The organism is Pseudoalteromonas sp. L1 (genome assembly GCF_021728095.1).
GTDB lineage: Bacteria > Pseudomonadota > Gammaproteobacteria > Enterobacterales > Alteromonadaceae > Pseudoalteromonas.
Map to the genome: position 1 here is coordinate 448058 of NZ_JAKKCT010000003.1, position 26326 is coordinate 474383.

16 protein-coding genes are annotated in these 26326 nt (G+C 41.9%); 4 read left to right on the forward strand and 12 right to left on the reverse strand.

Going from position 1 to position 26326, the window contains the following annotated elements; translation table 11 throughout:
* Nucleotides 1-475: 475 nt before the first annotated feature.
* Nucleotides 476-2929 carry a P-loop NTPase fold protein gene (locus tag L3V38_RS12120; RefSeq protein ID WP_237119569.1) on the forward strand — a complete coding sequence of 818 codons (2454 nt, stop codon included), beginning with the start codon at nt 476-478 and terminating at the stop codon, nt 2927-2929.
* A 212-nt stretch (nt 2930-3141) separates the two neighbouring features.
* Here L3V38_RS12120 and gcvP read toward each other — a convergent pair whose 3' ends face one another.
* The 4 genes from gcvP to L3V38_RS12140 all read right to left on the reverse strand — a co-directional run bounded on the left by gcvP (nt 3142) and on the right by L3V38_RS12140 (nt 8570).
* A complete protein-coding gene (gcvP, locus tag L3V38_RS12125) occupies nt 3142-6030 on the reverse strand; it encodes an aminomethyl-transferring glycine dehydrogenase (RefSeq protein WP_237119570.1) in 2889 nt (962 codons plus the stop codon).
* 199 nt (nt 6031-6229) lie between these two features.
* Entirely contained in the window at nt 6230-6619 is a 390-nt protein-coding gene (gene gcvH, locus L3V38_RS12130; protein WP_130151112.1) for a glycine cleavage system protein GcvH, read from the reverse strand.
* An 88-nt stretch (nt 6620-6707) separates the two neighbouring features.
* Nucleotides 6708-7790: a glycine cleavage system aminomethyltransferase GcvT gene (gene gcvT, locus L3V38_RS12135; RefSeq protein WP_237119571.1), complete on the reverse strand. Its 1083-nt coding sequence runs from the start codon at nt 7788-7790 to the stop codon at nt 6708-6710.
* A 180-nt stretch (nt 7791-7970) separates the two neighbouring features.
* Nucleotides 7971-8570, reverse strand: coding sequence for a hypothetical protein (locus L3V38_RS12140; protein WP_062570363.1), 600 nt, complete (start codon nt 8568-8570; stop codon nt 7971-7973).
* A 124-nt stretch (nt 8571-8694) separates the two neighbouring features.
* Here L3V38_RS12140 and L3V38_RS12145 point away from each other — a divergent pair, with 124 nt between their 5' ends.
* Both L3V38_RS12145 and L3V38_RS12150 read left to right on the forward strand, forming a co-directional pair.
* Nucleotides 8695-9540, forward strand: coding sequence for a LysR family transcriptional regulator (locus L3V38_RS12145; RefSeq protein ID WP_237119572.1), 846 nt, complete (start codon nt 8695-8697; stop codon nt 9538-9540).
* A 311-nt stretch (nt 9541-9851) separates the two neighbouring features.
* Nucleotides 9852-12002, forward strand: coding sequence for a TonB-dependent receptor (locus L3V38_RS12150; RefSeq protein ID WP_237119573.1), 2151 nt, complete (start codon nt 9852-9854; stop codon nt 12000-12002).
* A gap of 325 nt (nt 12003-12327) precedes the next feature.
* Here the strand turns inward: L3V38_RS12150 and L3V38_RS12155 are convergent, their stop codons facing one another.
* From L3V38_RS12155 to L3V38_RS12180, 6 genes are all read right to left on the reverse strand, one after another.
* Nucleotides 12328-13632, reverse strand: coding sequence for an MFS transporter (locus L3V38_RS12155; protein WP_237119574.1), 1305 nt, complete (start codon nt 13630-13632; stop codon nt 12328-12330).
* Nucleotides 13633-13828: 196 nt separating this feature from the next.
* Nucleotides 13829-16372 (reverse strand): family 20 glycosylhydrolase, encoded by a 2544-nt coding sequence (locus tag L3V38_RS12160; RefSeq protein ID WP_237119575.1) that lies wholly within the window; start codon nt 16370-16372, stop codon nt 13829-13831.
* Nucleotides 16369-17244 carry an ROK family protein gene (locus L3V38_RS12165; RefSeq protein WP_237119576.1) on the reverse strand — a complete coding sequence of 292 codons (876 nt, stop codon included), beginning with the start codon at nt 17242-17244 and terminating at the stop codon, nt 16369-16371. The genes L3V38_RS12160 and L3V38_RS12165 overlap by 4 nt, the downstream gene beginning before the upstream one ends.
* A gap of 23 nt (nt 17245-17267) precedes the next feature.
* Nucleotides 17268-18515 carry an MFS transporter gene (locus L3V38_RS12170; RefSeq protein ID WP_237119577.1) on the reverse strand — a complete coding sequence of 416 codons (1248 nt, stop codon included), beginning with the start codon at nt 18513-18515 and terminating at the stop codon, nt 17268-17270.
* Between the two features lie 149 nt (nt 18516-18664).
* Nucleotides 18665-20185, reverse strand: a complete 1521-nt coding sequence (locus tag L3V38_RS12175; RefSeq protein ID WP_237119578.1) for a tryptophan halogenase family protein — start codon at nt 20183-20185, stop codon at nt 18665-18667.
* A gap of 35 nt (nt 20186-20220) precedes the next feature.
* On the reverse strand, nt 20221-22857 hold the full coding sequence (locus L3V38_RS12180; protein ID WP_237119579.1) for a TonB-dependent receptor: 2637 nt from the start codon (nt 22855-22857) through the stop codon (nt 20221-20223).
* Nucleotides 22858-23108: 251 nt separating this feature from the next.
* Here L3V38_RS12180 and L3V38_RS12185 point away from each other — a divergent pair, with 251 nt between their 5' ends.
* Nucleotides 23109-23978: an AraC family transcriptional regulator gene (locus L3V38_RS12185; protein WP_237119580.1), complete on the forward strand. Its 870-nt coding sequence runs from the start codon at nt 23109-23111 to the stop codon at nt 23976-23978.
* Here the strand turns inward: L3V38_RS12185 and L3V38_RS12190 are convergent, their stop codons facing one another.
* Both L3V38_RS12190 and ubiH read right to left on the reverse strand, forming a co-directional pair.
* Nucleotides 23979-25145 (reverse strand): FAD-dependent monooxygenase, encoded by a 1167-nt coding sequence (locus tag L3V38_RS12190; RefSeq protein ID WP_237119581.1) that lies wholly within the window; start codon nt 25143-25145, stop codon nt 23979-23981.
* Nucleotides 25142-26323 (reverse strand): 2-octaprenyl-6-methoxyphenyl hydroxylase, encoded by a 1182-nt coding sequence (gene ubiH, locus L3V38_RS12195; protein ID WP_237119582.1) that lies wholly within the window; start codon nt 26321-26323, stop codon nt 25142-25144. The genes L3V38_RS12190 and ubiH overlap by 4 nt, the downstream gene beginning before the upstream one ends.
* Nucleotides 26324-26326 lie beyond the last annotated feature (3 nt).

Below are 26326 nucleotides of genomic sequence, written 5' to 3' on the forward strand. Positions count from 1 at the left end.
TATGTGTTTTTTAAGTACAAACTATTAGGTTTTAGGAGAAAAAGAGGTGGGAGATGCGAGGTGCGAGTTGCGAGTTGCGAGTTGCGAGTTGCGAGTTGCGAGGTGCTAGGTGCTAGGTGCTAGGTGCTAGGTGCTAGGTGCTAGGTGCTAGGTGCTAGGTGCTAGGTGCTAGGTGCTAGGTGCTAGGTGCTAGGTGCTAGGTGCTAGGTGCTAGGTGCTAGGTGCTAACAGCATAGTGTTGGTTATGGGTTGGTAAAGGGTTAGGAAAAAACTTGATCACTTCATTAATGAAACTGATGGAAGTGAATATTAATTAGCTATTAATAAGCTTATATTTTATTGAGTTTCAGAGAAGCATATGTGATATTAGTTTAATAAATACATAAATATATAGCACTGTAGATATATTTATAGTTAAGTTATGTAGCTTATCTTAAGGCATTTACGTAATGCTTAATCAAACAGGATGTTAATAGTGAGCGAACTTATTAAAAATATACTAGATCGAAGTATCAAAGTGGAGCTTCATGACTCTAACGAAGCAGAAACCAGAAAAAAAGTTATAGATCGAATAGTTGAAGATATCCTTGGTTGGGATGACCTCGACATAGCATATGAAGAACGAGTTTCAGAAGATAACCAAACAACTTATGCTGACTACATCATCAGAACTGCTGATACCTCAATTCTTATAGAAGCAAAGCGGATTGGTATCACTTTTCAATCTATTCCTAAGCAAAAAAAAGTAAAATTAAGCGGGAATATCATGGAAGGAAAAACAGGTGATGCAATAAAACAAGCTAGGAATTACTGCAGAAAAAAGTCGATCCCCTTTGCGGTAGTAACTAATGGAAATCAATGGATTATTTTCCCTGCCGTACGAACAGATCAAATTCCCTTTTCTTCATCATCAGCAATAGTTTTTGATTCTCTAGAAAGAATTTTAGGAGAAGAGCTAGATTATTTTAAGAGTTTATTATCTAGGGATGGGGTAATTGATGGAAACCTTGCTATTGAGTTACTCGGAAGAAACACAGACCAATTCGAAGAAAGGAGGCTTAATAAATTTTTTAGAGGTTCAGGAACTAGAACAGCAAACCCTATTTATCCCTTAATTGAAAATGAGGTTATAAGTGCTTTTTCAGATTCAATTATAAATTCGGACAAAGATCTGCTAGAAAAATGCTATGTAAAAAATGCTGACAGACAAAAATTCGACAGTCGAATTCAAATGCATTTACAAAAAAGAGAACCATTGTTTTCTTCTCAGCCTAAGAGGCCTATGAGAAAAAGAGAATCTTCTTCTCTATCCGACTCCCTTAGCTCAGCTACTTCAACAGCAAGACCTCTTGCAATACTCATTCTGGGTACAGTTGGAACTGGCAAAACAACATTTCTACAATACACAAGAAGAGTTGCATCTGCAGTTTACTTTGAAAAAACTACCAGCAGACCTTACCCTCATTGGATTGATATTGACTTTAGAAACTTTTCGAAAAATGAGAACCCTATAAGTTTTATTTACAGTGCTTTATTCGAATACATAAAGAATGATTGTTTTTTCAAGGATTATAACCGGTCAATCAAACATGCTTATAGTCAAGAGATAGAATCATTAAAAGATGGACCAATGTTTTTAATTTCAGGTGATGAAGATAGTTTTAAGGAGAAAATCACTGAATTAATAATGCAAGATTATAACAATATCGATCCATATGTTGACAAATTAATCACTTACGCAGCAAAAAATAGCCCAGTATTTTTGGTAATAGATAACATAGACCAATTTGAGGATGACAACACTCAATCTGAAATTTTTTCAGATGCAATTGCCCTTGCAGGCCGATTAAATATCAATTTAATTATAGCAATGAGAGAATCAACCTACGTCGAACATAGAAATTCACCGACATTCGATGCTTTTGATTTTGATCCTATCCATATTGAACCACCTGAAATACCGTCAGTTTTATCTCGTCGCTTTTTCCTTACAGGCCAAATGCTGTCTGGCAAAAATGGGAGTTTTACGGCACTAAATGGTGCTGATTTTAAAGTTGAGGACTTATCTATATTCATAGATATTGTAAAAAGTTCAGTATTGGGAACAGAGATAGGTGAAAGAATTGATGTATTATCAAATCATGACGTAAGACTTGCACTCAGGATGACCCGTGAGTTTTTAGCAAGAGGATATACAGATCCAGCAAAAGCATTGCAAACTTTCCGAACAACACACAGATATACCCTACCTAAACAGGAAGCATTTCGTTCTATACTACTTGGTAATCAATCTGTTTATAGTGAAGAATATTCTGTAATAGGCAACCCTTTAGATTCTAGGCTTGGTCGCTCTAATGGGGAACTACTTAGACTTTTTGTTTTAAGCGCATTGGTTAAGCAAAGCAGTAGTAATGGAGCCGGTTTTATTGAGGGTCCTGTTATCAGGGATAACTTAAAAGCGATTGGTTTTTCTGAAGCTGATACAATGGATGTATTAACGGACCTTTGCGAAAAGAGGTTCATACACACTAAGTCCCATGGTAAGGCAGATATAAATAGTGGTTATTTTGCGAGTAGATTAGGCGGACATATAATAAGAAGTTTAATATCAGACTTCACATTTATCGAGAATATCCTTATGGATACATTCATTTCTGATAAAACTGTTTGGAATGAATTAAAAGAAATATCTCAAAGTATCGTGGATGAAAGAGACATAGTTTCAAGAATTAAATTAAGAGCTCGAAGATGTGAGATTTTTTATATTTTTATACAAAATCAATACAAGCCTCTATTAGAAGAAGCCTCTAAGCGGGGTCTTGAACCTGCATGGTTAAGTAATCCATTAGAGGAAATGCAGCCAGAATTGAAGAAAAACACACTAAAAGCTATAGCATCGGCAAAAAGAAATTATGGCAAAAAACAATAAACTGAGAAAAGCTACCATTAATTAATGGATATTTATATTTGCTAACTCTTATTTGACCTGAAAGTAGATCTTAGGGTCAGTTTATTAGTTTTAATCTGACAGCTGACGGCTGAAAGCTGATAACTCCCTTTCCCTTCGCTAACTTTCTCCAAAACACAAAAAAGCCGTTGCATTGCTGCAACGGCTTTTTGGCATTTGAATTTAATCAAACCTTAGTCACGGTATGTCTCAACCGCTGGGCATGAACAAACTAGGTTACGGTCGCCGTATACGTCATCGATACGCGTTACTGTAGGCCAGAATTTGTCTTTTGCTACGCTTGGTACTGGGAATGCTGCGTAGAAACGGTCGTATGCACGGTTCCACTCATTGCCTAGTACGTCTGCTTGTGTGTGCGGTGCAAACACGAGCGGGTTGTTTTCAATTGACCATTCGCCAGATGCGATACGGTCGATTTCTGACTTGATTGACACCATTGCTTCGATGAAACGGTCGATCTCAACTTTAGACTCAGACTCAGTTGGCTCAATCATTAGTGTGCCAGCTACTGGGAATGACATCGTTGGTGAATGGAAGCCGTAGTCTTGTAGACGTTTAGCTACGTCCATTTCAGAGATGCCTGTTTGCTCTTTGAGTGGGCGTAGGTCAACAATACACTCGTGCGCAACGCGGTTGTTACGGCCACGGTATAAAATTGGGTAGTGCTCGCTTAGCTTCTCAGATAAGTAGTTAGCGTTCACGATAGCCATTTCTGTTGCTTGTTTTAAGCCTTCAGAGCCCATCATGGCAATGTATGCCCACGAGATTGGTAAAATAGCTGCTGAGCCGTAAGGAGCTGCAGAAACCGCACCGTTACCGATGTTTGTGCCAGCTACATTAATTACGCTGTGGTTAGGCATAAATGGCGCTAGGTGAGATTTAACACCGATAGGGCCAACACCTGGACCACCACCACCGTGTGGAATACAGAATGTTTTGTGTAGGTTAAGGTGCGATACGTCAGAACCGATTGAACCTGGGCTTGTAACACCTACTTGCGCGTTCATGTTTGCGCCGTCCATGTACACTTGACCGCCGTGCTGATGCACGATGTCACAGATTTCACGAATTGTTTCTTCGTAAACACCGTGTGTAGATGGGTAAGTGATCATGATACAAGATAAGTTTTCAGATACCTCTTCGGCTTTCGCTTTAAGGTCTGCCATATCAACGTTACCGTTTTTATCACAGTCAACAACCACGATTTTCATGCTTGCCATTTGTGCAGACGCGGGGTTTGTACCGTGCGCTGAACTTGGGATCAAACATACGTTACGGTGACCTTCACCGCGTGACTCATGGTATTTACGAATCGCGATTAAGCCTGCGTATTCACCTTGTGCACCTGAGTTAGGTTGTAGTGAAACTGCATCGTAACCTGTGATGTTTACTAACCAATCATGTAGTTCTGTCATCATGATTTGGTAACCCGCTGCCTGATCAAGTGGGCAGAATGGGTGTAAGTTTGCAAACTCAGGCCAAGTGATTGGGATCATCTCAGCTGTCGCATTAAGTTTCATTGTACATGAACCTAATGAGATCATTGAGTGGTTAAGCGCTAAATCTTTGTTCTCTAGGCGCTTGATGTAACGCAACATTTCAGTCTCGCTGTGGTACGAGTTAAAGTTAGGGTGCGTTAAAATTTCGTCATCGCGTACTAGGCTTGCAGGAATTGAGTTGCTGCCGTTTACTTCGATTTCGTTTGCTAGCGCATCAACGCTTAGGCCGTGATCTTCACCTAAGATGATGTCGAATAACTCAGCTACGTCTGCACGCGTTGTTGTTTCTGATACAGAAATTGAGTATTCACCTGCGCGGTTAGACGCAAAGTTAACGCCGTGCTCTACTGCACGTGCAACGATTTCGTCTTTATTATCTGCAACAACAGTCAGTGTATCGAACCATGTGTCGTGCTTAAGGTTTACGCCTTTCGCTTTTAAGCCTGCCGCTAAGATATCTGCAAAACGGTGGATACGCTCAGCAATCGTTTTAAGGCCTTGTGGACCGTGGTAAACCGCGTAGAACGCTGCCATGTTCGCGAGTAGTACTTGCGCTGTACAGATGTTTGAGTTGGCTTTTTCACGACGAATGTGTTGTTCACGTGTTTGCATTGCCATACGTAGTGCGTCGTTACCTAAACGGTCTTTAGAAACACCAATAATACGGCCTGGTAGTGAACGCTTGTACTTGTCGCGTGTTGCGAAGAATGCAGCGTGTGGACCACCGTAACCCATAGGTACACCAAAACGCTGTGCTGAACCAAGCACTACGTCTGCACCTAGTTTACCTGGTGCTTTAAGCAGTAATAAGCTCATGATGTCTGCAGCAACACAGGCAATCGCTTTTTTGCTTTGTACGCCAGCGATTAAATCGGTTACGTCAGTGATTTCACCCGTTGTTGATGGGTATTGGAATAACGCACCAAAAATGTCGTGGTCTAGTGCTTCAGCTGCTTTACCAACGATAACGTCAAAACCGAATTGCTCTGCACGTGTTGCAACAACGTCGATTGTTTGCGTGTGTACGTCTTCAGCGATGAAGAATGTGTTTGATTTAGACTTAGCAACACGCTTTGCAAGGCCCATTGCTTCTGCCGCAGCCGTTGACTCGTCAAGTAATGACGCGCTTGCTAGGTCAAGACCCGTTAGGTCTAGGGTCATAGTCTGGAAGTTTAATAATGATTCTAAACGACCTTGTGCAATCTCTGGTTGGTATGGTGTATACGCAGTGTACCAGCCTGGGTTCTCAAGCACGTTACGTAAAATTACGTGAGGTACGTGAGTTGGGTGGTAGCCTTGACCGATGTATGATTTGAACACTTTATTTTTGCTTGCTACTGATTTTAAGTAGCTTAGTGTTTCAACTTCAGTGCGGCTTTCGCCAATTGATAAACCTTGCTCTAAGCGAATGCTTGCAGGTACCGTTTGACCGATCAGCTCTTCAACACTCGATACTCCAAGAGCGCTCAGCATGTCGCTTACTTGCGCTGGGCTTGGCCCAATGTGACGGCGAATAAAATCTTGCTTTTGCTCTAATTGTTCAAGAGATTTGGCGTTTGACATTTGTCCAGATTCCTATGATCCAAAAAAAAGTGGTTACTGCCAATGGGTAACTGGCAATAACTTAAAAACGTGTTGATTTAGTAACTTACAGCGTATGGAAACGTAAGCTATAAAATCATAAAAGCCCCAGTGAAACCCAAGCTAGGCAGTTGATTAGCTAGGTATCTAGACGGGGCTTTTAGTCGGCGTGACTAATTAATTAGTCTTCGTCGATTGTGTTAGTGTAGCCTTCAGCGTCTAACAGGTTATCAAGCTCTGATGTGTCAGATGCTTTGATACGGAATAACCAACCGTCAGTGTACGGGTCGTTATTTACTGTTTCAGGCGAATCTTCAAGCTCTTCGTTGATTGCAACGATTTCACCGCCGATTGGTGCGTAGATGTCTGATGCTGCTTTTACAGACTCAGCTACTGCGCAGTCTTCACCCGCGTCAACTTCATCACCAACTTCTGGTAATTCAACGAATACCATGTCGCCAAGAAGTTCTTGTGCGTGCTCAGTGATACCTACAGTAAACGTACCGTCACCTTCGTCGCGAACCCACTCGTGTGAAGTAGCATATTTTAATTCGCTTGGGATATTGCTCATCTTTTTGTTCCTTTGGTTCTGTTACCAATCATGCTAACAACTCAACATGATTGGCATTATTAGGTGATAACACCAAATTTTTTATAGTTTAGATAACTGATTTGCCGTTACGTACAAAGCAAGGTTTAACAACCTTAACGTTAACCAGTTTTTTACGCATCTCTACTTGGGCTGTTTCGCCAGTTGAACGCGGAACGCGTGCAAGCGCAACACTGTGACCAAGCGTTGGTGAGAATGTACCAGAGGTAATCACCCCTTCACCACCTTCAACGATGACTTTTAAACCGCTACGCAATACGCCTTTTTCTTCAAGCACTAAACCGACTAGTTTGTCTGTGCTCTTGTCAGCGCGTTGCTGCTCTAATACTTCACGACCGATAAACTTACGATCTTCTGGCTCCCATGCGATTGTCCACGCCATGTTTGCAGCAAGTGGAGAAACGCTTTCGTCCATATCTAGGCCGTAAAGGTTCATACCTGCTTCAAGGCGTAATGTATCACGCGCACCTAGACCAGCTGGCGCTACGCCTGCGTCTAGAAGTTGTTGCCATAAATCAGCAGCTTGATCGTTAGGTACTACGATTTCATAACCATCTTCGCCAGTATAGCCTGTTGTCGCAATAAATAAATCACCTGCTTGCACACCAAAGAAAGGCTTCATACCTTCAACAGCAGCTTGTTGCTCTGCGTTAAGTAAAGTTGCTGTTTTAGCGCGTGCGTTAGGGCCTTGAACGGCAACCATTGCAAACTCAGGACGCTCAGTAACCGTTACGGCAAAATCAGCCGACACTTTAGCTAAATGTGCTAAATCTTTTTCACGTGTTGCTGAGTTAACTACTAAACGATAGTCAGTTTCTGAGAAGAAGTAGATGATCAGGTCGTCAATAACGCCGCCTTCTTCATTAAGCATACCTGTGTAAAGTGCTTTACCTGGTACAGTTAACTTAGCAACGTCGTTTGCAACAAGCTTACGTAAGAATGCTTGCGCTTGCTCGCCTTGAACATCAACAATAGTCATGTGAGATACGTCAAACATACCTGCATCTGTGCGAACCGCATTATGCTCTTCGATTTGTGAGCCGTAGTTGATTGGCATTTCCCAGCCGTGGAAATCAACCATTTTTGCGCCAGCTTCTAGGTGCTTAGCATGTAAAACTGTTTTAGAAGTCATAATATTCCTTCACTTTTAAATTAACCCACAAGTTGTGGGGCGTGGCCTCAATTTAATGAGGGGGAATAACATGGGCGGCGATTATACATTAGTTGCACAGTTGTCACACCCAAATTGCGATTTTGTAACTAAAAAACAGCTAAACACCCAAGTGTATAGCTGTTTTAAAAACTTTCTATTTTAAGCAACGTTGGCTAAGGCTAAATCAAAGCCGAGCTGCTGTAAGTGCGTTTGCCATTTATCAAGCTCTGCTTGGCGCGCCACCAGCTGAAATTGCTGTGTTGCTTGGTTGTCTATAGCGGTTATAAATACTTCACCGCTTTGTGCACCATAGCAACTGCGCATGTCTGATAAACGCAGCCCTGGCGTAAGTTTAAAGCTGTCGACCAAGGCATCAAACGCTTGCTCACCACTTAAGGTTAACGCGCTTAAGTCGTCACGCATTACATAATCAATGTCGTAACGTAGTTGTTGCTCATTAATAAGCGACTGTAATTGCACGCTGGCATCTTTACCTAGCACAAAACGAAATGCAGTTTCGTTAAAGTAATACAGGGCATAAGCGTAGCTGCTTGTTAGGTCATCGTCTAATGAACTACGTAAGCCTAAACCGCTGGCGGTTAGCTTATTAATATCAAGACCTAAAATAGCCGTTAAAAATGGGATTGCTTCAGTGCCACTAAAGTCCATAATGGCAGTATCGTTATTTGCTTGTAGCACGTTGTCTGCTGGGGTCTCAGCTTGGCTGTGGCGAGCAAACATTATTGGCGTAAAAGTCATATGTGACACCTATCAATCGTTAATGCTTGAAGTATATTGCGCCGTGCATACAACAACAAATTGTAATTATTTATCAATTGATAAATAATGCTTATATATATAGCCCTATAAATAGATTTTTTTTATGAAAAATATTTCTACCGACAGTTTACGTACCCTAGTCACCGTTGTTGAAGTAGGCGGCTTTGCCAAAGCGGGTGAGTTATTAGGGCTATCACAACCGGCTGTGAGCTTACAAATAAAGCGCCTAGAAGACATGCTTGGCCATAAGCTGTTTAAAAAACAAGGGCAGCGCCAAGTGCTTAATCAATATGGTGAATTGCTTATGCCACTAGCTAAGCAAATGCTGCAACAAAACGATGCCATTTTACAGCAGTTCACCAGCGAAAACGTCACCGGTAAAGTGCGCTTAGGGATCCCCAGTGAATTTGCTGCACGTATTTTACCGTCGATCATTGGTGACTTTGTTGCCCTCTACCCTGACGTATCGCTCGAAGTGCGCTCACGATTGAGTAAACATTTATTGTCGGTCTCGCGCCAAGATCAATTCGATTTAGTACTGGCATTAAACGAAGAGCTCGAATCTGCCAAGTTCCCTATTTTTATGCAAGACCAGCTAGTTTGGGTAGGTGATTTAAACCTTGCGCAAAATGATGTGGTAACGCTTGTAACCGCTCCTGAAGGGTGTATTTATCGCCGCCGTGCAATCGAAGCACTACAAAGTGCGGGTATTAAATACCGCATAGCCTACAGTAATGCCGACTTAACTGGCCTGACTGCCGCCTTAAAAGAAGGCTTAGGCATCACGGTGCTCGCAAAAAGTACCGTACCCAATGAGCTAAGCTACCAACTGCAAACCAAAGACCTCCCTGAACTGGGTCAAATCGGTATTAGTTTAATAAAACGTGCTGATGAAGCTGGTAACGCAGTAGATAAACTCGCTGAGTTTATAGCCTTGCGCTTAACCTAAGGTTGAATCACAATAAAAACAGTATTTGCGACACAAAAAAAGCCAAAATATCGTGCATGGTTAAAACTGTATATTGATATCAATCATTAAGTTATTGCACTTTCCTGTACAAAAAACCTAAAAGCCACCTGTAAAACCACCCTAAAACACTAGCTAAAGTATAGTATTACAATACTATTATAAAGCCATTTTACTCTTTTATATCAAAAACTTAATCATTAGTACCTATTTTAGTACAAATAGGATTGATTCGTATTATTTTCCATGTTTAAATTACAGCGTTTCAAAACCAAGCACAGACAGGACACACAATGACATCTAAGTTTATTGTTTCAGCACTTTCGACTGCAATCGCGTTATCATTAAGCGCTAATGCACTTGCAAAAGATGCAACAAAAGAAGAAAAAAGCTTTGAGCAAATTACTGTAATTGGCTCAGCTGCGGCTATTAATGATATTCCAGGTTCGGCAACGTTTATTAGCGAGCAAGAGCTAGAAAAGTTTGAATACACTGACATCTCACGTGTATTAAGCTCAGTACCTGGCGTTTATGTACAAGAGGAAGATGGCTATGGCCTTCGCCCAAATATTGGCATGCGCGGCACGGGCACTTCTCGTAATGATAAAATATCTGTAATGGAAGACGGCGTACTTGTAGCCCCTGCTCCATATTCTGCCCCTTCAGCTTATTACTTCCCTACTATGGGTCGTATGGAGTCTATCGAAGTACTAAAAGGTGCAGCCTCTGTTAAATATGGTCCTCGTACAACAGGTGGTGTTTTAAACTTAGTTTCTCGTAGTTTACCAACAGAAGGCTCTAAAGGATTGTTTAATGCCGAGCTTGGTAGTGATGGTTTTTATAAAGGCCACGCTTACTACGGTAAAAAGAAAAACAATGCCGCTGGCTTAGTTGAAGTTTTCTCTTATGGTGCTGATGGCTTTAAAGATCTACCTGTTGGCAGTGACAACACTGGCTTTGAGAAAAATGACTTACTATTAAAATTTGGTTTTGATTTTGGCGACAACGAAGCCCATAGCCTAGAAATGAAACTAAAGTATTCTGATGAGCGCTCTGATGAAACATATATGGGCTTAACAGATGCAGATTACAAAGAAAGTCCATACCGTCGTTATGCAGCATCACAAAACGATGAAATGAATACACGCCACAATGCGTATCAACTAAACTATGCATATCGTTTTGGTGACGGTTACGAACTACTGGCTACGGCTTATGTAAACGACTTTCACCGTAACTGGTATAAAGCAAGTAAAGTGGGTACAAGCTACCTTGAGCAATACAGCGAGTTTGAAGCAAACCCAACAAGCGAAGGGATCGAAGGCATTGGCGTAAAAGCAAATAACCGTGACTACCAAGCAAAAGGCTTACAAACTGAATTCCACATTCCAGCAGGTAACCACTACATTACTGTTGGCGCTCGTTACCATGAAGACGAGATGGACCGCTTTCAGTGGCAAGACACATACACGCTAAATCAAGACCTTTCAATGACGCTAACTGAAAGAGGCGTACGTGGTTCTGATAGTAACCGCGTAGATAGCGCTGAGGCGACAACATTCTTCATCCAAGATCAATGGACTCTTGATGCATTAATTATTAATGCTGGCCTACGCTACGAAGATATTACGATTACACGTGAAGAGTGGTCTAAGTCTGATCCAACACGCTCTAATGGCCTAACAAAAGATATCAGCAACGACAGCGATATTTTAGTGCCTTCACTTGGCGCAACTTATACATTAAACGACAACCTTACGCTGCTTGCTGGTATTCAAAAAGGTTACGCTCCAGCAGCGCCAGGTAACGCTGACCAAGAAGAAGAAGAGAGTGTAAATATTGAGCTTGGTGGTCGTTATGATTACGCTGGTATTACTGGTGAAGTCATTTACTTTAACTCTGACTACAGCAACATGCATGGTAACTGTACTGCAGCTGTAGGTTGTAGCGATGACAACATTGGCGACCAATACAACTATGGTGAAGTATCAGTATCTGGTTTTGAGCTAAGCGCGGGTAAAGTATTTACAAGCAATGCAGCATCATTCCCTGTTCGCTTAACATACACATACACAGACTCTGAGTTCGAAAACGATTTTGAATCTGACCTATGGGGAAGTGTAACAAGTGGTGATGAAATGCCATACGTGCCTGAAAACCAGCTAGCCCTTTCTGTTGGTGCTGCATTCTCAAGCTTCGTATTCGATACGCAAATGCGCTATGTTTCAGATGCGCATGCAGACCTATCAGACTCAGGCCGCAATGCAATCGACAGCCGTGTAGTATGGGATTTAGCAGCTAAATACCTTATCGACGACAAACAAAAAGTATATCTAACTGTAGATAACTTGTTTGATAAGACTTACGTTGCAAACCGCGCTCATGGTGGTATTCAAACAGGTAAACCACGTACCCTACAACTAGGTTACAGCTACTCGTTCTAATAAAACGACTTAGCGAAAGTTTAAAAGCCGTGTGATGAAAATCCCACGGCTTTTTTGTGGAATAAATTCGCACGAAATAAATTTCACGCCTACGGTGGCGCTTCTACCATTGCGTAAGCCTTATGCTTGCATGGCGCGTTTATATGAGCAAAATTTATGAGATAAATCGCGCGAAATAAATGTCGCGCCTACGGTGGGGTTTCTACCATTGCGTAGGCGTTATGCTTGCATGGCGCGTTTATAAAAGCAGATAATCTATACGAAATAAAAAAGCCGCGGTGATGGGCGTACCGCGGCTTTGCCTAACTTGAATTATTACACCAAGTTATTTCCAACTTCTCATCTTATGACCTTTTAAGGCATAGAATAAGATAAATACATAGCTTGGGATCATCACAATGTATGCGCCTTGTGCACCAAGGCCAGCCACGTTCCCAAGGCCAATTAATAAAGGACCTAATGCACCACCAGCAATACCCATGATCAATAACCCTGAGGCTGTGCCAGTTAAACGGCCCAAGCCTGCAAGCGCTAAAGGCCAAATTGCAGGCCACACCATAGCATTAGCAAAACCGAGTAAAGCAATACATAAAAGAGGATCTGGAAGCTCTGGGCCACCAAATGGCACTAATAAAAAGTTTGAGATGATGAATGAGTCGTTGCTACCCATAACCACTAACAAGACTGTGATAATACCGGCAATACCCGACATTAATAACGCAGTTTGCTGGCTCATAAAGCGTGGGATAGTTAAAATACCAATTGCATAGCCAATTAACATACACGCCATAGTATATGAGGTCATCACTGAGTAGTCAGCTACACCAATTTGCAACGCGTACGAACCGATAGTATCAGCGGCAATCACTTCAACAGCAACGTATAGCGCAATACCAACAACACCTAAAACCAAATGTGGGTGTGCTAGGGTTTCTTTAATTTCGCCTTTGCCATTTGATGATTCATCTTCATCAAACACTAAATCAGGTAATGGGGCAAATTTAGCAAATGCCGCAAATAGCATGATTAAACCAGCAATCAACACATAAGGCATGATAAGGCTGTTCGCCATCATGTCTTTTTGTTCTTGCGATAGTTTACCCGCACCATCCACTACACCACTTACAACCACAGCGGCAAAAATAACAGGCACGATCACACCCGCAAACTTATTTAATAAGCCCATAATACAAACACGCACTGCGGCTGACTTTTCAGAGCCCATTTTAACCACATACGGGTTAACAGCAGTTTGTAAAACAGTTTGTCCAACACCAATCATTAACTGAGCAAACAAAAAGATTTCGATCATTTGCAGTTTAGCAGCCGGAATATACATTAACGCCGACAAGGCCATAATAGCGCAACCAATCGCCATACCGTTTTTATAGCCAACTCGTTTTATAAGCATTGCAGATGGAATACCGGCAACGGTTACAGCAATATAAAATGAGGAGATAATAAACGAAGCTTGTAACGGCGATAGCTCAAGCATTTGTTGTAAAAATGGTGTAATTGCGCCATTAAGCCAGGTTATACACCCTAGAATAAAAAACATCGAGCCGGCCAATACCATTGGCAGCCAGATGCTTTGTTTTGTGTTGTTGTCACACTCAACCGTTGCTTCCATAATTGTTCTCTTGGTTAATTATTTTTATTTGGCGGGTCATAATAGCAGCTTTCTGCCGTTTAATTTCCATACCAATCACAAAAATTTAATCATACACTAACAAAAATGACAGCGCTATCATTTTGCTGTATACACAACATGAAAAAGCCGCAATCAGCAGGCTAATTGCGGCTTTAAAAATCGACAGTACTTTGATTTAATTAGTTAGTTTTAAAGCACGGCCAGCCCTGTCATTATTGATACTCTTCGCTCTTACTTTGACAGCTTGCAAAGGTTTATTATGGCTATCGTAACGATGCCAATTTCCTAACTTATCTTGATACTCGATAGCAATATTTGGATAGGGAACAAACGCATCAATGCCACTGTCCGTCTTTTTGGCTGCGACTGTGGGAATACGATAAAAGCGCCCTGCTTGCTCAAGCTTGGCAAGCTCTTTAAACCCAACAAGGGCTGCAAAGTGTTGCCAGTCTTGCTCTTTTTGTTGCTGCATGGCTAGAGTGAACTGTTGAGTTTTATGACTATAAATAGCGCCTTCCTTTTTATAATCAAGTTCCCACTCAGCTTTGTGCCATGCTCGCTCGGCAAGAGCAAACAAACGAGGGTACATCATGTACTCAGCTTGTTGATCGCTTCGTAATAGTTCAGACCATAAATGTCCTTGAATGCCGTATGCATCCGCCGTTCTTGCTGATTGGCTATCATCGGCGACGTAGGTTTGATGCTTCACAGAGCGCCAAATTTGCGCGTGTGCGGGTAAGTTATCCGGCATAAAAGAGAAGACTTTTTTACTGTCTATAGCACGACTTGCCCAATGATTTCCTCTTTCTTGTGGGTGTGACTGATAAGGAAAGTCAAAATAGGTAACATCAGGGCTGGTCACAACGACTTTCCAACCATTGTTTATGTGGTTATGCGCGACCTTGTGACCTTCGTCACTTAATGTTGCCCACGCGTAGGAATGCACATTACTGGGCATATTGTTTACATTCACATCACTTAAACCATCGCTCCACCCCGCCACATTTAAGCCTTTATCAGCAACGAGCTTAGCGATTCTTTCAATAAAGTAACCATTAAACGAGTGTATCTTGGTTTTTTGCTGTAATGCGATACAACTTGGGGATTGTAGCCAAGCTCCCGCTGTTTCATCGGCACCAATATGGTATGTATTTAAAGGCACACCCGCCTCTTTATGAAGTGTAATAACCTCGTCTAATATTTTATCGATAAAGTCATAAGTGGTATCAAGGCATACATTCAGCGTGTTGTCTTTGTAATGTTGGATAGAGCTATATACGGTAGTGTCTTCAGGCTCGGTAAGTCGATATTGCTTTGCAAGGGCTGGTTTATTTAATGCCATAAAATGATTAAAACGTGCCTCCATTGCAACAACTGCTGCTCGAGAGTGCCCAGGCATATCAAATGAGGGGATCACTTCAACAAAATGTTTTTTAGCGTGCTGTAAAATTTCAATATAGTCAGCGCGACTATAGTAGCCATTTATTCCAGAGTTAGCATTTATGCCAGCACCAAGCTGAGGTAGCAGGCAAGTTTGCTCTGTTAAATCAAAACACCTATTTGCTCCTACAGAGGTTAGTTCAGGAAGATCCGCAATCTGCAAACGCCAGCCTTCGTCATCAGCTAGATGTAAATGAAGCTTATTTAATTTATACGCAGCCATTTGCTCTATCGTATTTAAAATAAAAGCCTTTGATCTAAAATTACGGGCCACATCGATATGCATGCCTCTGTACTCATACCTAGCGCCGTCTGTAATTCTCAACTCAGGTAAGGTTAAATCATCTAAGCTTATTAAGGCTGCAAGACTTTGTAAGGCATAAAAAGCACCACTTGTATTGTTTGCATTTATAGTTATAGCGTTATTACGTAAGGTAAGTTCATACGCATCAGGTAACTGAGACGTTAATTGCTGCGATACATTAATCACAACCCCCTCTTTCGATTGTGGTACTCCTAACTTGGCTAATCGCTTTAATGCCGGTATGAGAGCAATATAATGCGACTTTTTAGCTACGACCTTTATGCCTTTGCTCAAATCAATACGCGAGCTTGAAAGCTGCTCAAGTTTTATAGGTGAAGGGATTAACCCTAACGGAGCTGTTTTAAATGTCGGTTTTGTGTAGCTATCATAAAGATAATTTGCGCCCATCCAAGGCGTTTCATCGTCATCGCTCACTTGTAGTTGTGCATCAGTGATGAAAGGTTGCAAGTACGGCTGTAGCTCAAGCTGTGTTTCATTATCGACAGATGTTTTAGTACTGGCAATAACCTTACTATCAAGCCCTGGTGCAGCGAGTATAAAGTTAGGTAAAAATTCTGAACGAGTAATTTGCGACTCTTGGCTATAAAACTGTACTGCAAATGCGGTATTTGCCGGCATATCTTTAAATGCTTGTTTAGCCGAAATACGATGAATATCACCATTGATATGTTCAATATCAAACCACTTCGAATCGACCTTATAAACAGGCATTAATTGGCTAAAGTAAATGTGCCACTGTTGTGGGTCAATATCAGTGCTAGAGGTAAATGTAAGCGCTGACAAATAACACTGCTTTTCATGTGGAGCTGGGCAGTTTACGGGGTTTGCATCTATCAACTGATAATTTACTTGTAGACTCTCTGCTAAATGATTTAACTCTGCTTGAGTCGCACTTTGGGCTGAATGAGTCAACAATAGCAACCCTGCTATAACCGATAAAATAACCTTGTTCATGATGCTTGTTCCAATAAATTCGTTTCAGATGCAGCAAGTTGAAATAACTCATAACCACCGAGTAATGGCGCATTGTCGCCAAGCTCACTAATGGTAATTTGCAGCGACTGCATAATAATGGGCTGCACCAGTAAGGCGAGTTCCGATTTAAGCGCAGGCATAAATAGCGCGTGGGATTGAGCAACAGACCCACCCAACACAACTTTATCTGGGTTAAAGGCAAGTATTACCTGATTAATGGCATGCGCAAGGTGCTGCCCTAGCTGCGTAAATAAACGCAATGATTGAGTGTCACCGTTAAGTGCGTTGTTATAAGCTGCCCGACCTGTGGTTTGTTGATTTTTAAAAAACTGCCCAGATGTGTAGTCTTCGATAATGCCATCTAAATAGGGAAAACTACCAAACTCGCCTGCCGCAGAATGCTTACCTGTGTATAGTTGCTCATTTAAAATAAGCCCTGCCCCCAGCCCTGTGCCAATGCAGACACCAACAAGATTATCGTCTGGGTTTACCTGAGAATATTTATACTCCCCCATCGCAAAGCAATTTGCATCGTTATGGATCAGAACTGGTAAGTTAAAACGATTCTCTAATAATGTTTTTAAAGGAACATCATACCAATGGGGAATATTGATCGTTTCAATAACCACACCTGTCGGCTGTAACACCATACTTGGCACGCCGACAACGATGCCTTTGCAATATTTATCTATCACGTGATCAATTATGCGATACAAAAATTGATTCATCTGCTGCTTCGTTAAGTGGCTATCAACGTCAAAGTAATGTTTTTCCTTGATCCCTTGCTCATCAACTTGAGCAACCAGTGCTTTAGTTCCACCTAAATCTACGCATAAAATGGTGTCTGACATCTCAGCCTCTACTCTAAATTTATTTAAATCGACGTTTGCGCGTTACGCTTAAAAATATTAATGGTGTGATTATTAACAAGTGGCTTGGCCCATATTCCCACACTGAATAAGTAAACCAGTGGAATAAGTACAACCAATAGAGCCAACTGCAAGCTATTAGTCAGGTCGCTAATCAAACCGATGGTTGGCGATGCAAGCGCTCCACCGATAATCCCTGTACATAAAACACCTGATACAGCTCCATGCCCATATGACACTGAGTTCAGGGCAAGAGAAAATATTACGGACCACATAATAGATAAGAAAAATCCAACCGCAGGAAAAGCCATCACTGCAACCTCTTTACTACCGAATATTGCAGCAATAAAGCAGGCACTGGCAGCAACACTAAAACCTTGTAATACACGCTTAGCGTTGAACAGTTTCAATAATACAATCCCCAATAAACAGCCTAATGTGAGTGCTAACCAAAAATGGCTGACGACTTGTGCGCCTTGAGTTTGTGGATCGATTTGATGATATCTTTCTAGAAAAACTGAAATTGAATTCGCAACGCCTTGTTCAATAGCCACATAAGCAGCAATAGCAAAAAAGAACTTAATCACAGTGCGGTCTTTTAAAAGCGCTAAGCTGTCTTTGAGATGTAACGTTTCGCTGTTGTCGTCGGCCTTTTTCGCCATAGGTACAAGTGATACAGCAACCAACATCACGGCACAAACCAATGCAAAGATTAAATACATACTGAGCCAACTCATATTCTCTGGTACCCACTGTAGTAACCAACTCTTCTCACCTCTGTTGGCAGAGCCCGCTATGTGGCTATACACTAATGGAGAAATGCTCGCAGCGAGGCCAAACATTAGTTGAGCGGCAACCGATAACACCGCAAAGTTATGTGCACCGCCACTGGCTCTGAGTAACGGGTTAATAGCAACTTGCAGCATCGCCATTGCACAACCAATCAAAAATAGCGCGAGCATAGCAACAAAAAAGGTCGGCATAGTTACAAAAATAACACTGCCAATCAGCGCTAATAAAAACGCTAGCTGCATGATTTTCTTTTCACCAAATTGCTGCACCAATAAGCCCGCGGGAATTGACATCACGCCGTACGCAATAAAAAAAGCAAATGCAAAGAAACCAGCTAGTGCCAAGCCTATGTCATAGCTTTCTATTAATGCCGGAAACAAAGGTGCCAGCAAGTTAGTGATAAAAGAGATAGTAAAAAATGTAAAAAGTAACAAAGTTACTAATAAGTAATTAATTTTCATTGTTATATACCTAAATTAAGCAGAGTGGTGATTGCATTTGCTTGTGGGCGGACAAACAAAATGATCCAAGGGGTGGTAATCACCACTCTTAATTCTTAGTGTGCTTAAAAAATTAAAGCCATGTGACATTTATCAAGCGATTACTAATACTATTCAAAGTTGTTTTGCTGCATTGCCTTAAGCTGCATTATGTGCGGTTCGAAGTGCTTGCTACATAACGACTCTAAATAGGCATGAGCGGCTAAATCGATCTCTTGTTGAGCGCTTTCAGTGGGGGCATTTAACGCGCTATCTCTATAGTCCATACCTGCCAGTAAGCTGTACCAACTCGGCCTTGAGTAAACGCTTTCTGGGTATTGATGATATAAATAAGCATCAAAATCATCGCCGTTTCGCCATGCTGCTAACAATGGCTCTAACCTAGTTGGTATCTCAGTAGCCTGTGTTACAGCACGCCAGTAAGCGCTATCACGACGCTTGGATGTCGCATAATGCGCACAAATATAATCTTTAATCCCATTCACTAAATAATGGAGTTGCTGATTGGTATGTAGTCTTAGCTTTTCAGTTTGTGTAGGACTTGTTTGAATTTTTGATATAGCCTTACTAAGCCACAAAATAGATTGCTGGGTGACCATCAGTGATGTCGCCTCGAGAGGTTCGATAAAGCTCTGTGCTAAGCCTATTGCCATGACATTTTTTTGCCATGCGGACGAGCGAGCCCCTACTTTCATGGACACATGTCTGAACTCAACGTCATTCACTGAAATATTAAGCGTTGCTGCAAGCTCTTGCTCTGCCTGTTGTTTTGAGAGAAAAGCCGAGCTATAAACATAGCCTGTGCCAACTCGTGAGGTTAAAGGTATTTGCCAAAGCCAACCTGCACTCAACGCAGTTGAATGTGTCGCAGCTTGTAGCGGCTGATTCATATTTTGTGGGCACGCTACAGTTACAGCGCTGTCATTTAATAGCTGATCTGTAAAAGGTTGAAACCTACAGCCGAGTGTTTCACCAATTAAGCGCGCGTTAAAACCACTTGCATCAATATAAAAATCAGCATTAACCGGTGCTGAGTGTTTTAGTTTCAGCTCGCTTATTTCACCTTGAGCATTTGTTATTGCTGCAACAAATTCATCATCAATATGTGTAACACCACGCTCGATTGCATAGCCCTTTAGAATATGAGCTAACTTTTTGGCATCAAAGTGATAACCATAGTGCTGCTCACGCACCATTGGGCTTTTGGCTTTCGGGCTTAACGCGTTTTTTGCAAGATGTCCTGTTAAAAAATAACTATCGGGGCCACACCACTGCTCATGACCGCGACGTCTTGCATTGGCATTTACAAAAAATACCTCCGCGGTGTTGATATCCATCTCACTATAAAAGGGATGAAAATAAGCACGGTGATCACCATTCCAATTTTTAAAGTAAATACCCGCTTTAAATGTCGCATCGCAATAAGGCATCCACTGCTGCTCAGCAATCCCCAACTGTTGCATAAACTGTTTTAAATGAGGTGTAGATCCTTCTCCTACACCGATAGCGCCGATTTTACTCGACTCAATCAGGGTAATATCCAGATCAGTGTGGAATTTGCTTAGGTAAGCAGCACACATCCAACCGGCTGTACCACCCCCTAAAATTGCTAACTTTTTAATTTCTTTCATAGGGTGTTTAGGCCGTATTACACGGCCTAACTCCATTAAAATTTATAGCTAACACTTAGATAGTAACGAGAACCAAATTCAATGGTATTTTGTGTAAGACCATAGTTGGTATCGTATGATTGGATAACCTCGTTGGTAAGGTTTACACCTTCAAGGCTGACATCAAGATTTTCCATCGCATGCCAAATGATTGAAGCATCAATTTGCTGATAATCATCGTTTTTCACAGCTTGGGCCGCACCAACACCAATCCACTCGCTGCGCCAGTTGTACGCAAGTCGAGTGCTGATGTAAGCATTTTCATAAAACAATGACGCATTGAAGCTATTTTCCGACACCCCTGGCACCATTTCTTTGGTGTTATCAGGGGTATTGGTTTCGCTATCAACGTAAGTGTAATTGGTTATAAAGCCAATCCCATTATCAAAGCTATGCTGAAGCTGTAGCTCTAAACCTGTTACTTCACCGTCACCATTACTACGCGGTCTGGTCACACGGCATTGATCATAAAGATCTGGGCTCGCACCACAGCCATCAACGGTTTCAACCGCTTCTGTTGAGAAAACAACATTCTCAATCTGCTTAGTAAATAACGCTGCTGAAAACATTGATGCATCAGTAAAGTAATACTCTATACCTAAATCAGCTTGATCAGCCTCATACGGTTTTAAATCTGGATTACCACCTGTTGCATTACCAAAGTTTTCATTAATAGCTAAACCAGGTTTTAAATCACTGTAGTTGGTACGCGCCATTACCTGCGATGCTGCCGCACGAATAATAATGTTATCTGTTAAATCATAGGCAAAGTTAATGCTTGGTAAGAAGTTATCGTAATCGATGGTTTCTTCAAACTGTTGACCTGCTGCAAAACCTTGTGATGTTTGCTCTGTTTCAACATAGCGCACGCCCATATTACCGCGATAGTTTTCACCACCGAAATCGGCTTTTACGTACACAGCAATCATATCTTCATCAACCGAGAAGGTATTACCTAGATTTGCAACTTCAGTGAGCGCACCGGCTTTGTACTTATCTGAAATAAACCCCCACCATTTGTCGGTATCAAGATAGGCATATGAATCAAGTGTGTGGCCTGAAGATTGTGAGTGTAGGCCTGTAAAAACACCGCCACTCCAGTTTGCAAAATTACTGTCTGGCACAAAACCAATTATTTCATCGGGATTACGATTAAACGCGACCCGAGAAAACTCACTGCGATTAAATTTAATACCGGTTTCAAGCGCAGTAAAAAATTGGCCGTCTAGGATAAATTCAAGATCTAATTGCGCATAGCTCACTTCATGCTCTTGAACTGTGGTTTCATAGTTAGCTTCTTGTGCATGCTTAAGCTGCGAAGCATCTGTCGCATCAAGTGATGTTAACCATACTTGGTAGGGTCCTGTTGCATCATAGGTAAAACCTCCATCGGTACTATTTTGTCCATCAGGAAATGCCGGATCACCAATTTTATCGCCTTCATCTGTTGCGGGGATCCACCAAGAAGATGCACCAAACTGAGTACCGCCATCGGATGTCGACTGACCAATAACTCCTGATAAAGTAAAGCTATCGCCTACATATTTACCCGATAGGTTTAATACATCAGCCTTCATGTTAACGGCATTACGCACCACAGGGTTGTATATAATAGATGCATACCCAGGCTCGATTGTTGCCTGCTCTGTTCCCCCTAATGAATTATTAACAACATTAGATGAGCCCATACCACGTGCACTGACTGTTAAAAAGTTATGGTTTACATGCGGGTTATCGAATTCAAAACGAAAATAATCAACGACAAACTCTGTATTATCGGTTGGTGTAAACTGTGCCGTGAGTTGCGCACTTGTTCTCTCACGCTCTGCTTTAAATGCTTGCGAGCCAATACTCCACGCACCTACCGTTGATTGTTGATTTGCACTTTGATCTTCTGCGAAGTACTCGTAGTAGCCACCTATGGACTCTAATACATGACGACCAGATGTTAACTGTTCATATGAATAGGCTGCTAGCACACCAAATTTTTCGTTATCGTCTTTCCAACTGAATAGCACAGAACCGCCAGGATCCGTTTCATCGTACAGCGAGCTTCTTGCCAGCTCAGCCGACACCATGAGCGTATTTGTATCAAGGTCTAAAGGCTTACGCGTTGTTAAGTTAACCGTGCCGCCTAGAGCACCTTCTTCAATATTTGCTTCCGGCGTTTTGAACACTTCAACAGCAGATACTTGCTCAGCCGATAATAGCTCCATATTGAAAGTACGTGTGGCAGGGCCTAAGTCATACCAAGATGTACTTGCCACTGTTTGTCCATTTAATAACACTCGTGACTGCTCTGGTGCTGTACCACGGATTGTCACGCCACTTACTTCGCCGTATTGACGGTCAACAGTTACCCCTGAAATACGTTGCAGTGCATCACCAATATTTTTATCAGGAAACTTACCAATATCTTCTGCGGTAATAGCATCGACAACACCGTCGGCAAATCGTTTGGTATTCATAGACGCTTCTAATGAGCGGCGAATGCCTCTTACTTCGATGGTTTCGATGTCGTCTTTAGCATCAATCTCTTGAGCATAACTTGTTGTTGGTGCGCTAAATAATGTTGAAGTACATATTGCCAATATGCTTAGTCGAAATGGTGCTTTGGTGTGTTTAATCTTCATTCCTAGTCCCTATTTATTGTTATAAAAGCGGCACTAGGTTATCCCGTTAACCTTACGTTAAGAGGTACAATTCTTACCTGTTCTAGTATTTTTCTATCAATTAATGCCTATTTATGACGAAAATTTAAACCATGATAATTAATAAGAATAAGCTTGGAGTAGGTTAATACCAAAAGGTAATAGAATAGTATCACTATCAATCTTAACATTTGCTCAAATAAGGAAATTAAAAATAATAATAGGCTGATTCAATGCGTGCAATGTGCGAAAAAGTGATCCCCAATACAAACTCATCGTGGCGATACTGTAAATATCAGCTTGATTACATTCCATTTAATTGGCATTACCATCCAGAATTTGAAGTCTGTTTAACACTGAATAGCCAAGGTGTATGTCATATTGGTGATTATATTGCGCCTTACGACGAGTTAGATTTAGTTTTACTCGGCCCTGATTTGCCCCACACATGGCAATCAACACCCAATCAGGATCAGAGCAACCAAGTTGTTCATGTTGCACAAATCCCCAAGCAATGGTTATTTCAACTGATTGATAGCCACCCAGAGCTACACTCCCTAGAAGGGTTACTCCTAGACTCTTATCAAGGACTCAAATTTTCAAAAGCATGTGCTCGACATGCTAAATCATACTTTGAAGAAATTGAACACAGTGAACCGTTTGAGCAATATTTAGGACTATTAAAATTACTAAGACTTATGAGCCAAGATAACAGTGCCTTGTCGTTATCAAGCTCTGGGTTTCGATATACCGACAGAACAGATCCTAGCAAAGATAAGTTTGATAAAGTAATTGAATATATTTACCAATGCTACACAGAGCCGCTATACGCAGAGCAACTCGCTAAAATGGCACATATGAGTACAAACCATTTTCATCGTTTTTTTAAAAAACGAATGGAGCGAACGCTCACTGAGTTTATTAATCAGCTTAGAATTGGTAAGGCATGCAAGTTACTGATTAATACAAATCGTTCTATCACAGCAATTAGCGATCAGTGCGGATTTAAAAACGCATCAAACTTTAATCGACGTTTTTTAACGTTAAAAGGCTCGACACCGAGCCAATTTAGAAAACGTTTGAAACAAAAATCGCTAATATAGCTATTTACCAATGGCCTCTTTGGCAAATAAGTGCTTAATTGGCCCAAGGTTGTCTACAAGGCTTAAGCCAACGCCACGTACAAGCTTTTTCAGTGGGTTAGCACCTGCAAATAGCTCTTTTAAGCCTTGCATCATGGCAATGTGTTTTTGTGCATCAAGCTTACGGGTACGTTCATAATCACGCAGCGTACGTGCACTTGCAAACTCGCCTTGCTCATTACTTAATAGCTCAATTAAATAAGCAGCGTCTTTTAGGCCAAGGTTCATGCCTAAACCAGCTAATGGATGAATGGTATGCGCTGCATCGCCCATTAATACCACGTTGCCCGACACCCACTGCTGGGCATAACGCATCTTAAGTGGAAACGCCATGCGCTCACTTTGCACTTCACATAAACCACATTGGCCATCGAGGGCTGCCATAACCGCTTTATTAAAGTTGCTATCATCAAGCGCTAAAAGTGTGTCGCAATGCTCTGGACTTGTTGACCAGACAATTGAGTGCGTATGTTTATCTGGCAAGGGTAAAAACGCCAGCGGCCCAGTTGGCAAAAACACTTGGCGTGCGGTGTTGTTATGCTCTTCAGCAGTTTTCACCGTAGCAACAATGGCGTGATGGTCATAGTCTTTAAAGGTAATTGGCATGTTGAACTGTTTGCGAATAGCCGAGTTAGCACCATCAGCCGCTACTAAAAGTTTAGCAATCACAGGCTCACCACTTTCAAGAGTAATAAACACATCAGAGTCGGTTTGATGAATTTGCTGATAGCGGGTTTCGAACAGTAAAGTGGCATTACTTTGCTTTTCAAGTTCGCTAATTAAAGCGTAGCGAATAATGTCGTTTTCAACGATATGACCGAGCTGCGGTAAGTCGAGATCGTTATGATCAAAATGAATTTTACCAAAGCTGTCTTGATCGCGTACATCCATCGACGTATAAGGTGTAGCACGTTGTTTAATGATCTCTGGCCATACATTTAAAGACTCGAATAAGCCCTGACTAGCCAGGCTCAATGCGCTCACGCGCAGTGCGTAATCATCACCCGGTAAGGTTTGATTTTTACTCGCATCAATCACCACCACGCTGATATCTGCTTTTGCTAAACCTAGTGCTAGCGTAAGGCCAACACAGCCACCACCGACAATACAAACTTGTGCTTGTTTCATATCCGTTTACCTTGCTTAACCTGACCCATAAGCTGTTTTGCCAGCGGGGTTTTTAACGAGGAGAATAAATCCATTGAGAAAAGGCCAATGCTGCGACCAAGCGCGAGCAATCGTGATGAGTTAGAGAACAAACGCACAAGGCTGTCTGTGAGTGTCATCACGGTCGTAATATCTTTACTGCGAGTTTGACTGTAATAACGGGTAAAGGCGTAATCACCAAGGTCACTTCTATTTGCCATATCACACAATAATTGCACATCACGCAGGCCTAAATTAAAGCCCTGCCCTGCAATTGGGTGAATAGCATGCCCTGCATTACCAATTAATACTGTACGGTGGCTACTCAGTGACTCGGCTTTACCGTACACAAGCGGATAACTTGCACGCATACCCACTTTGCTAAATGCGCCGCCGCAGTAACCAAATGCTTTTTGTAACACAGCTAAAAAGGCATCGTCTTCAAGCGCCATAATGTGCTCAATTTGCTCAGGCTCCATGCACCACACCAGTGAGTATCGGTTATTACTCATTGGCAACAACGCCATTGGGCCGTGCTCAGTAAAACGCTCAAAGGCATGATGATGATGACCACCAGCCACTTCGATGTTAGCGATAATCGCCGCTTGCTGATAAGCGCGAGTATTAAACTCTATATTGGCTAGTTTACGGCTTTGCGAATGAGCACCATCGGCAATCACCACAAGCTTTGCGCTCAACAGCTCACCGGAGCTCAGCGTGATATTGGCACAATCGCTTTGATATTCAAGCTTGGCAACCGTATCAGGACAAAACAAACTAACATCAGTACGCGTAAGTTGCTGATGAAGGCTGCGCCCAAATGGGTTCACTTCGACCACATAACCAAGGGCATCATGACCGTATTCTTGGCAATCAATATGCGTTTTACCAAAATGACCACGGTCAGATACAGTTACTTTTTTAATCGCTGCCGCAAATGGCGCTTGGCAATCAAACGCATTGATTGATTTTAAGTACTGAACAGACTGCTGAGCCAGCGCAATACTTCTATCATCAAAGCTAGGATGATAGTCTGCGCTTACTTCATTTGCTTCAATTACAGCGATTGATAACTGCTTATTGCTCTGTTTTAGGCCCAGTGCACAACTTGCACCCGCCATTCCACCGCCGATAATGACAACATCAAACTGCTTTGCCACGCT

Bases quoted from the DNA above. Each gene is read 5' to 3' on its own strand.
- L3V38_RS12165 (WP_237119576.1), bottom strand. From the start codon at position 17,244: ATGTCAGACACCATTTTATGCGTAGATTTAGGTGGAACTAAAGCACTG.
- L3V38_RS12185 (WP_237119580.1), top strand. From the start codon at position 23,109: ATGCGTGCAATGTGCGAAAAAGTGATCCCCAATACAAACTCATCGTGG.
- L3V38_RS12140 (WP_062570363.1), bottom strand. From the start codon at position 8,570: ATGACTTTTACGCCAATAATGTTTGCTCGCCACAGCCAAGCTGAGACC.
- L3V38_RS12150 (WP_237119573.1), top strand. From the start codon at position 9,852: ATGACATCTAAGTTTATTGTTTCAGCACTTTCGACTGCAATCGCGTTA.
- gcvH (WP_130151112.1), bottom strand. From the start codon at position 6,619: ATGAGCAATATCCCAAGCGAATTAAAATATGCTACTTCACACGAGTGG.
- L3V38_RS12190 (WP_237119581.1), bottom strand. From the start codon at position 25,145: ATGAAACAAGCACAAGTTTGTATTGTCGGTGGTGGCTGTGTTGGCCTT.
- L3V38_RS12170 (WP_237119577.1), bottom strand. From the start codon at position 18,515: ATGAAAATTAATTACTTATTAGTAACTTTGTTACTTTTTACATTTTTT.
- L3V38_RS12180 (WP_237119579.1), bottom strand. From the start codon at position 22,857: ATGAAGATTAAACACACCAAAGCACCATTTCGACTAAGCATATTGGCA.
- L3V38_RS12145 (WP_237119572.1), top strand. From the start codon at position 8,695: ATGAAAAATATTTCTACCGACAGTTTACGTACCCTAGTCACCGTTGTT.
- L3V38_RS12155 (WP_237119574.1), bottom strand. From the start codon at position 13,632: ATGGAAGCAACGGTTGAGTGTGACAACAACACAAAACAAAGCATCTGG.
- L3V38_RS12175 (WP_237119578.1), bottom strand. From the start codon at position 20,185: ATGAAAGAAATTAAAAAGTTAGCAATTTTAGGGGGTGGTACAGCCGGT.
- gcvP (WP_237119570.1), bottom strand. From the start codon at position 6,030: ATGTCAAACGCCAAATCTCTTGAACAATTAGAGCAAAAGCAAGATTTT.
- gcvT (WP_237119571.1), bottom strand. From the start codon at position 7,790: ATGACTTCTAAAACAGTTTTACATGCTAAGCACCTAGAAGCTGGCGCA.
- L3V38_RS12160 (WP_237119575.1), bottom strand. From the start codon at position 16,372: ATGAACAAGGTTATTTTATCGGTTATAGCAGGGTTGCTATTGTTGACT.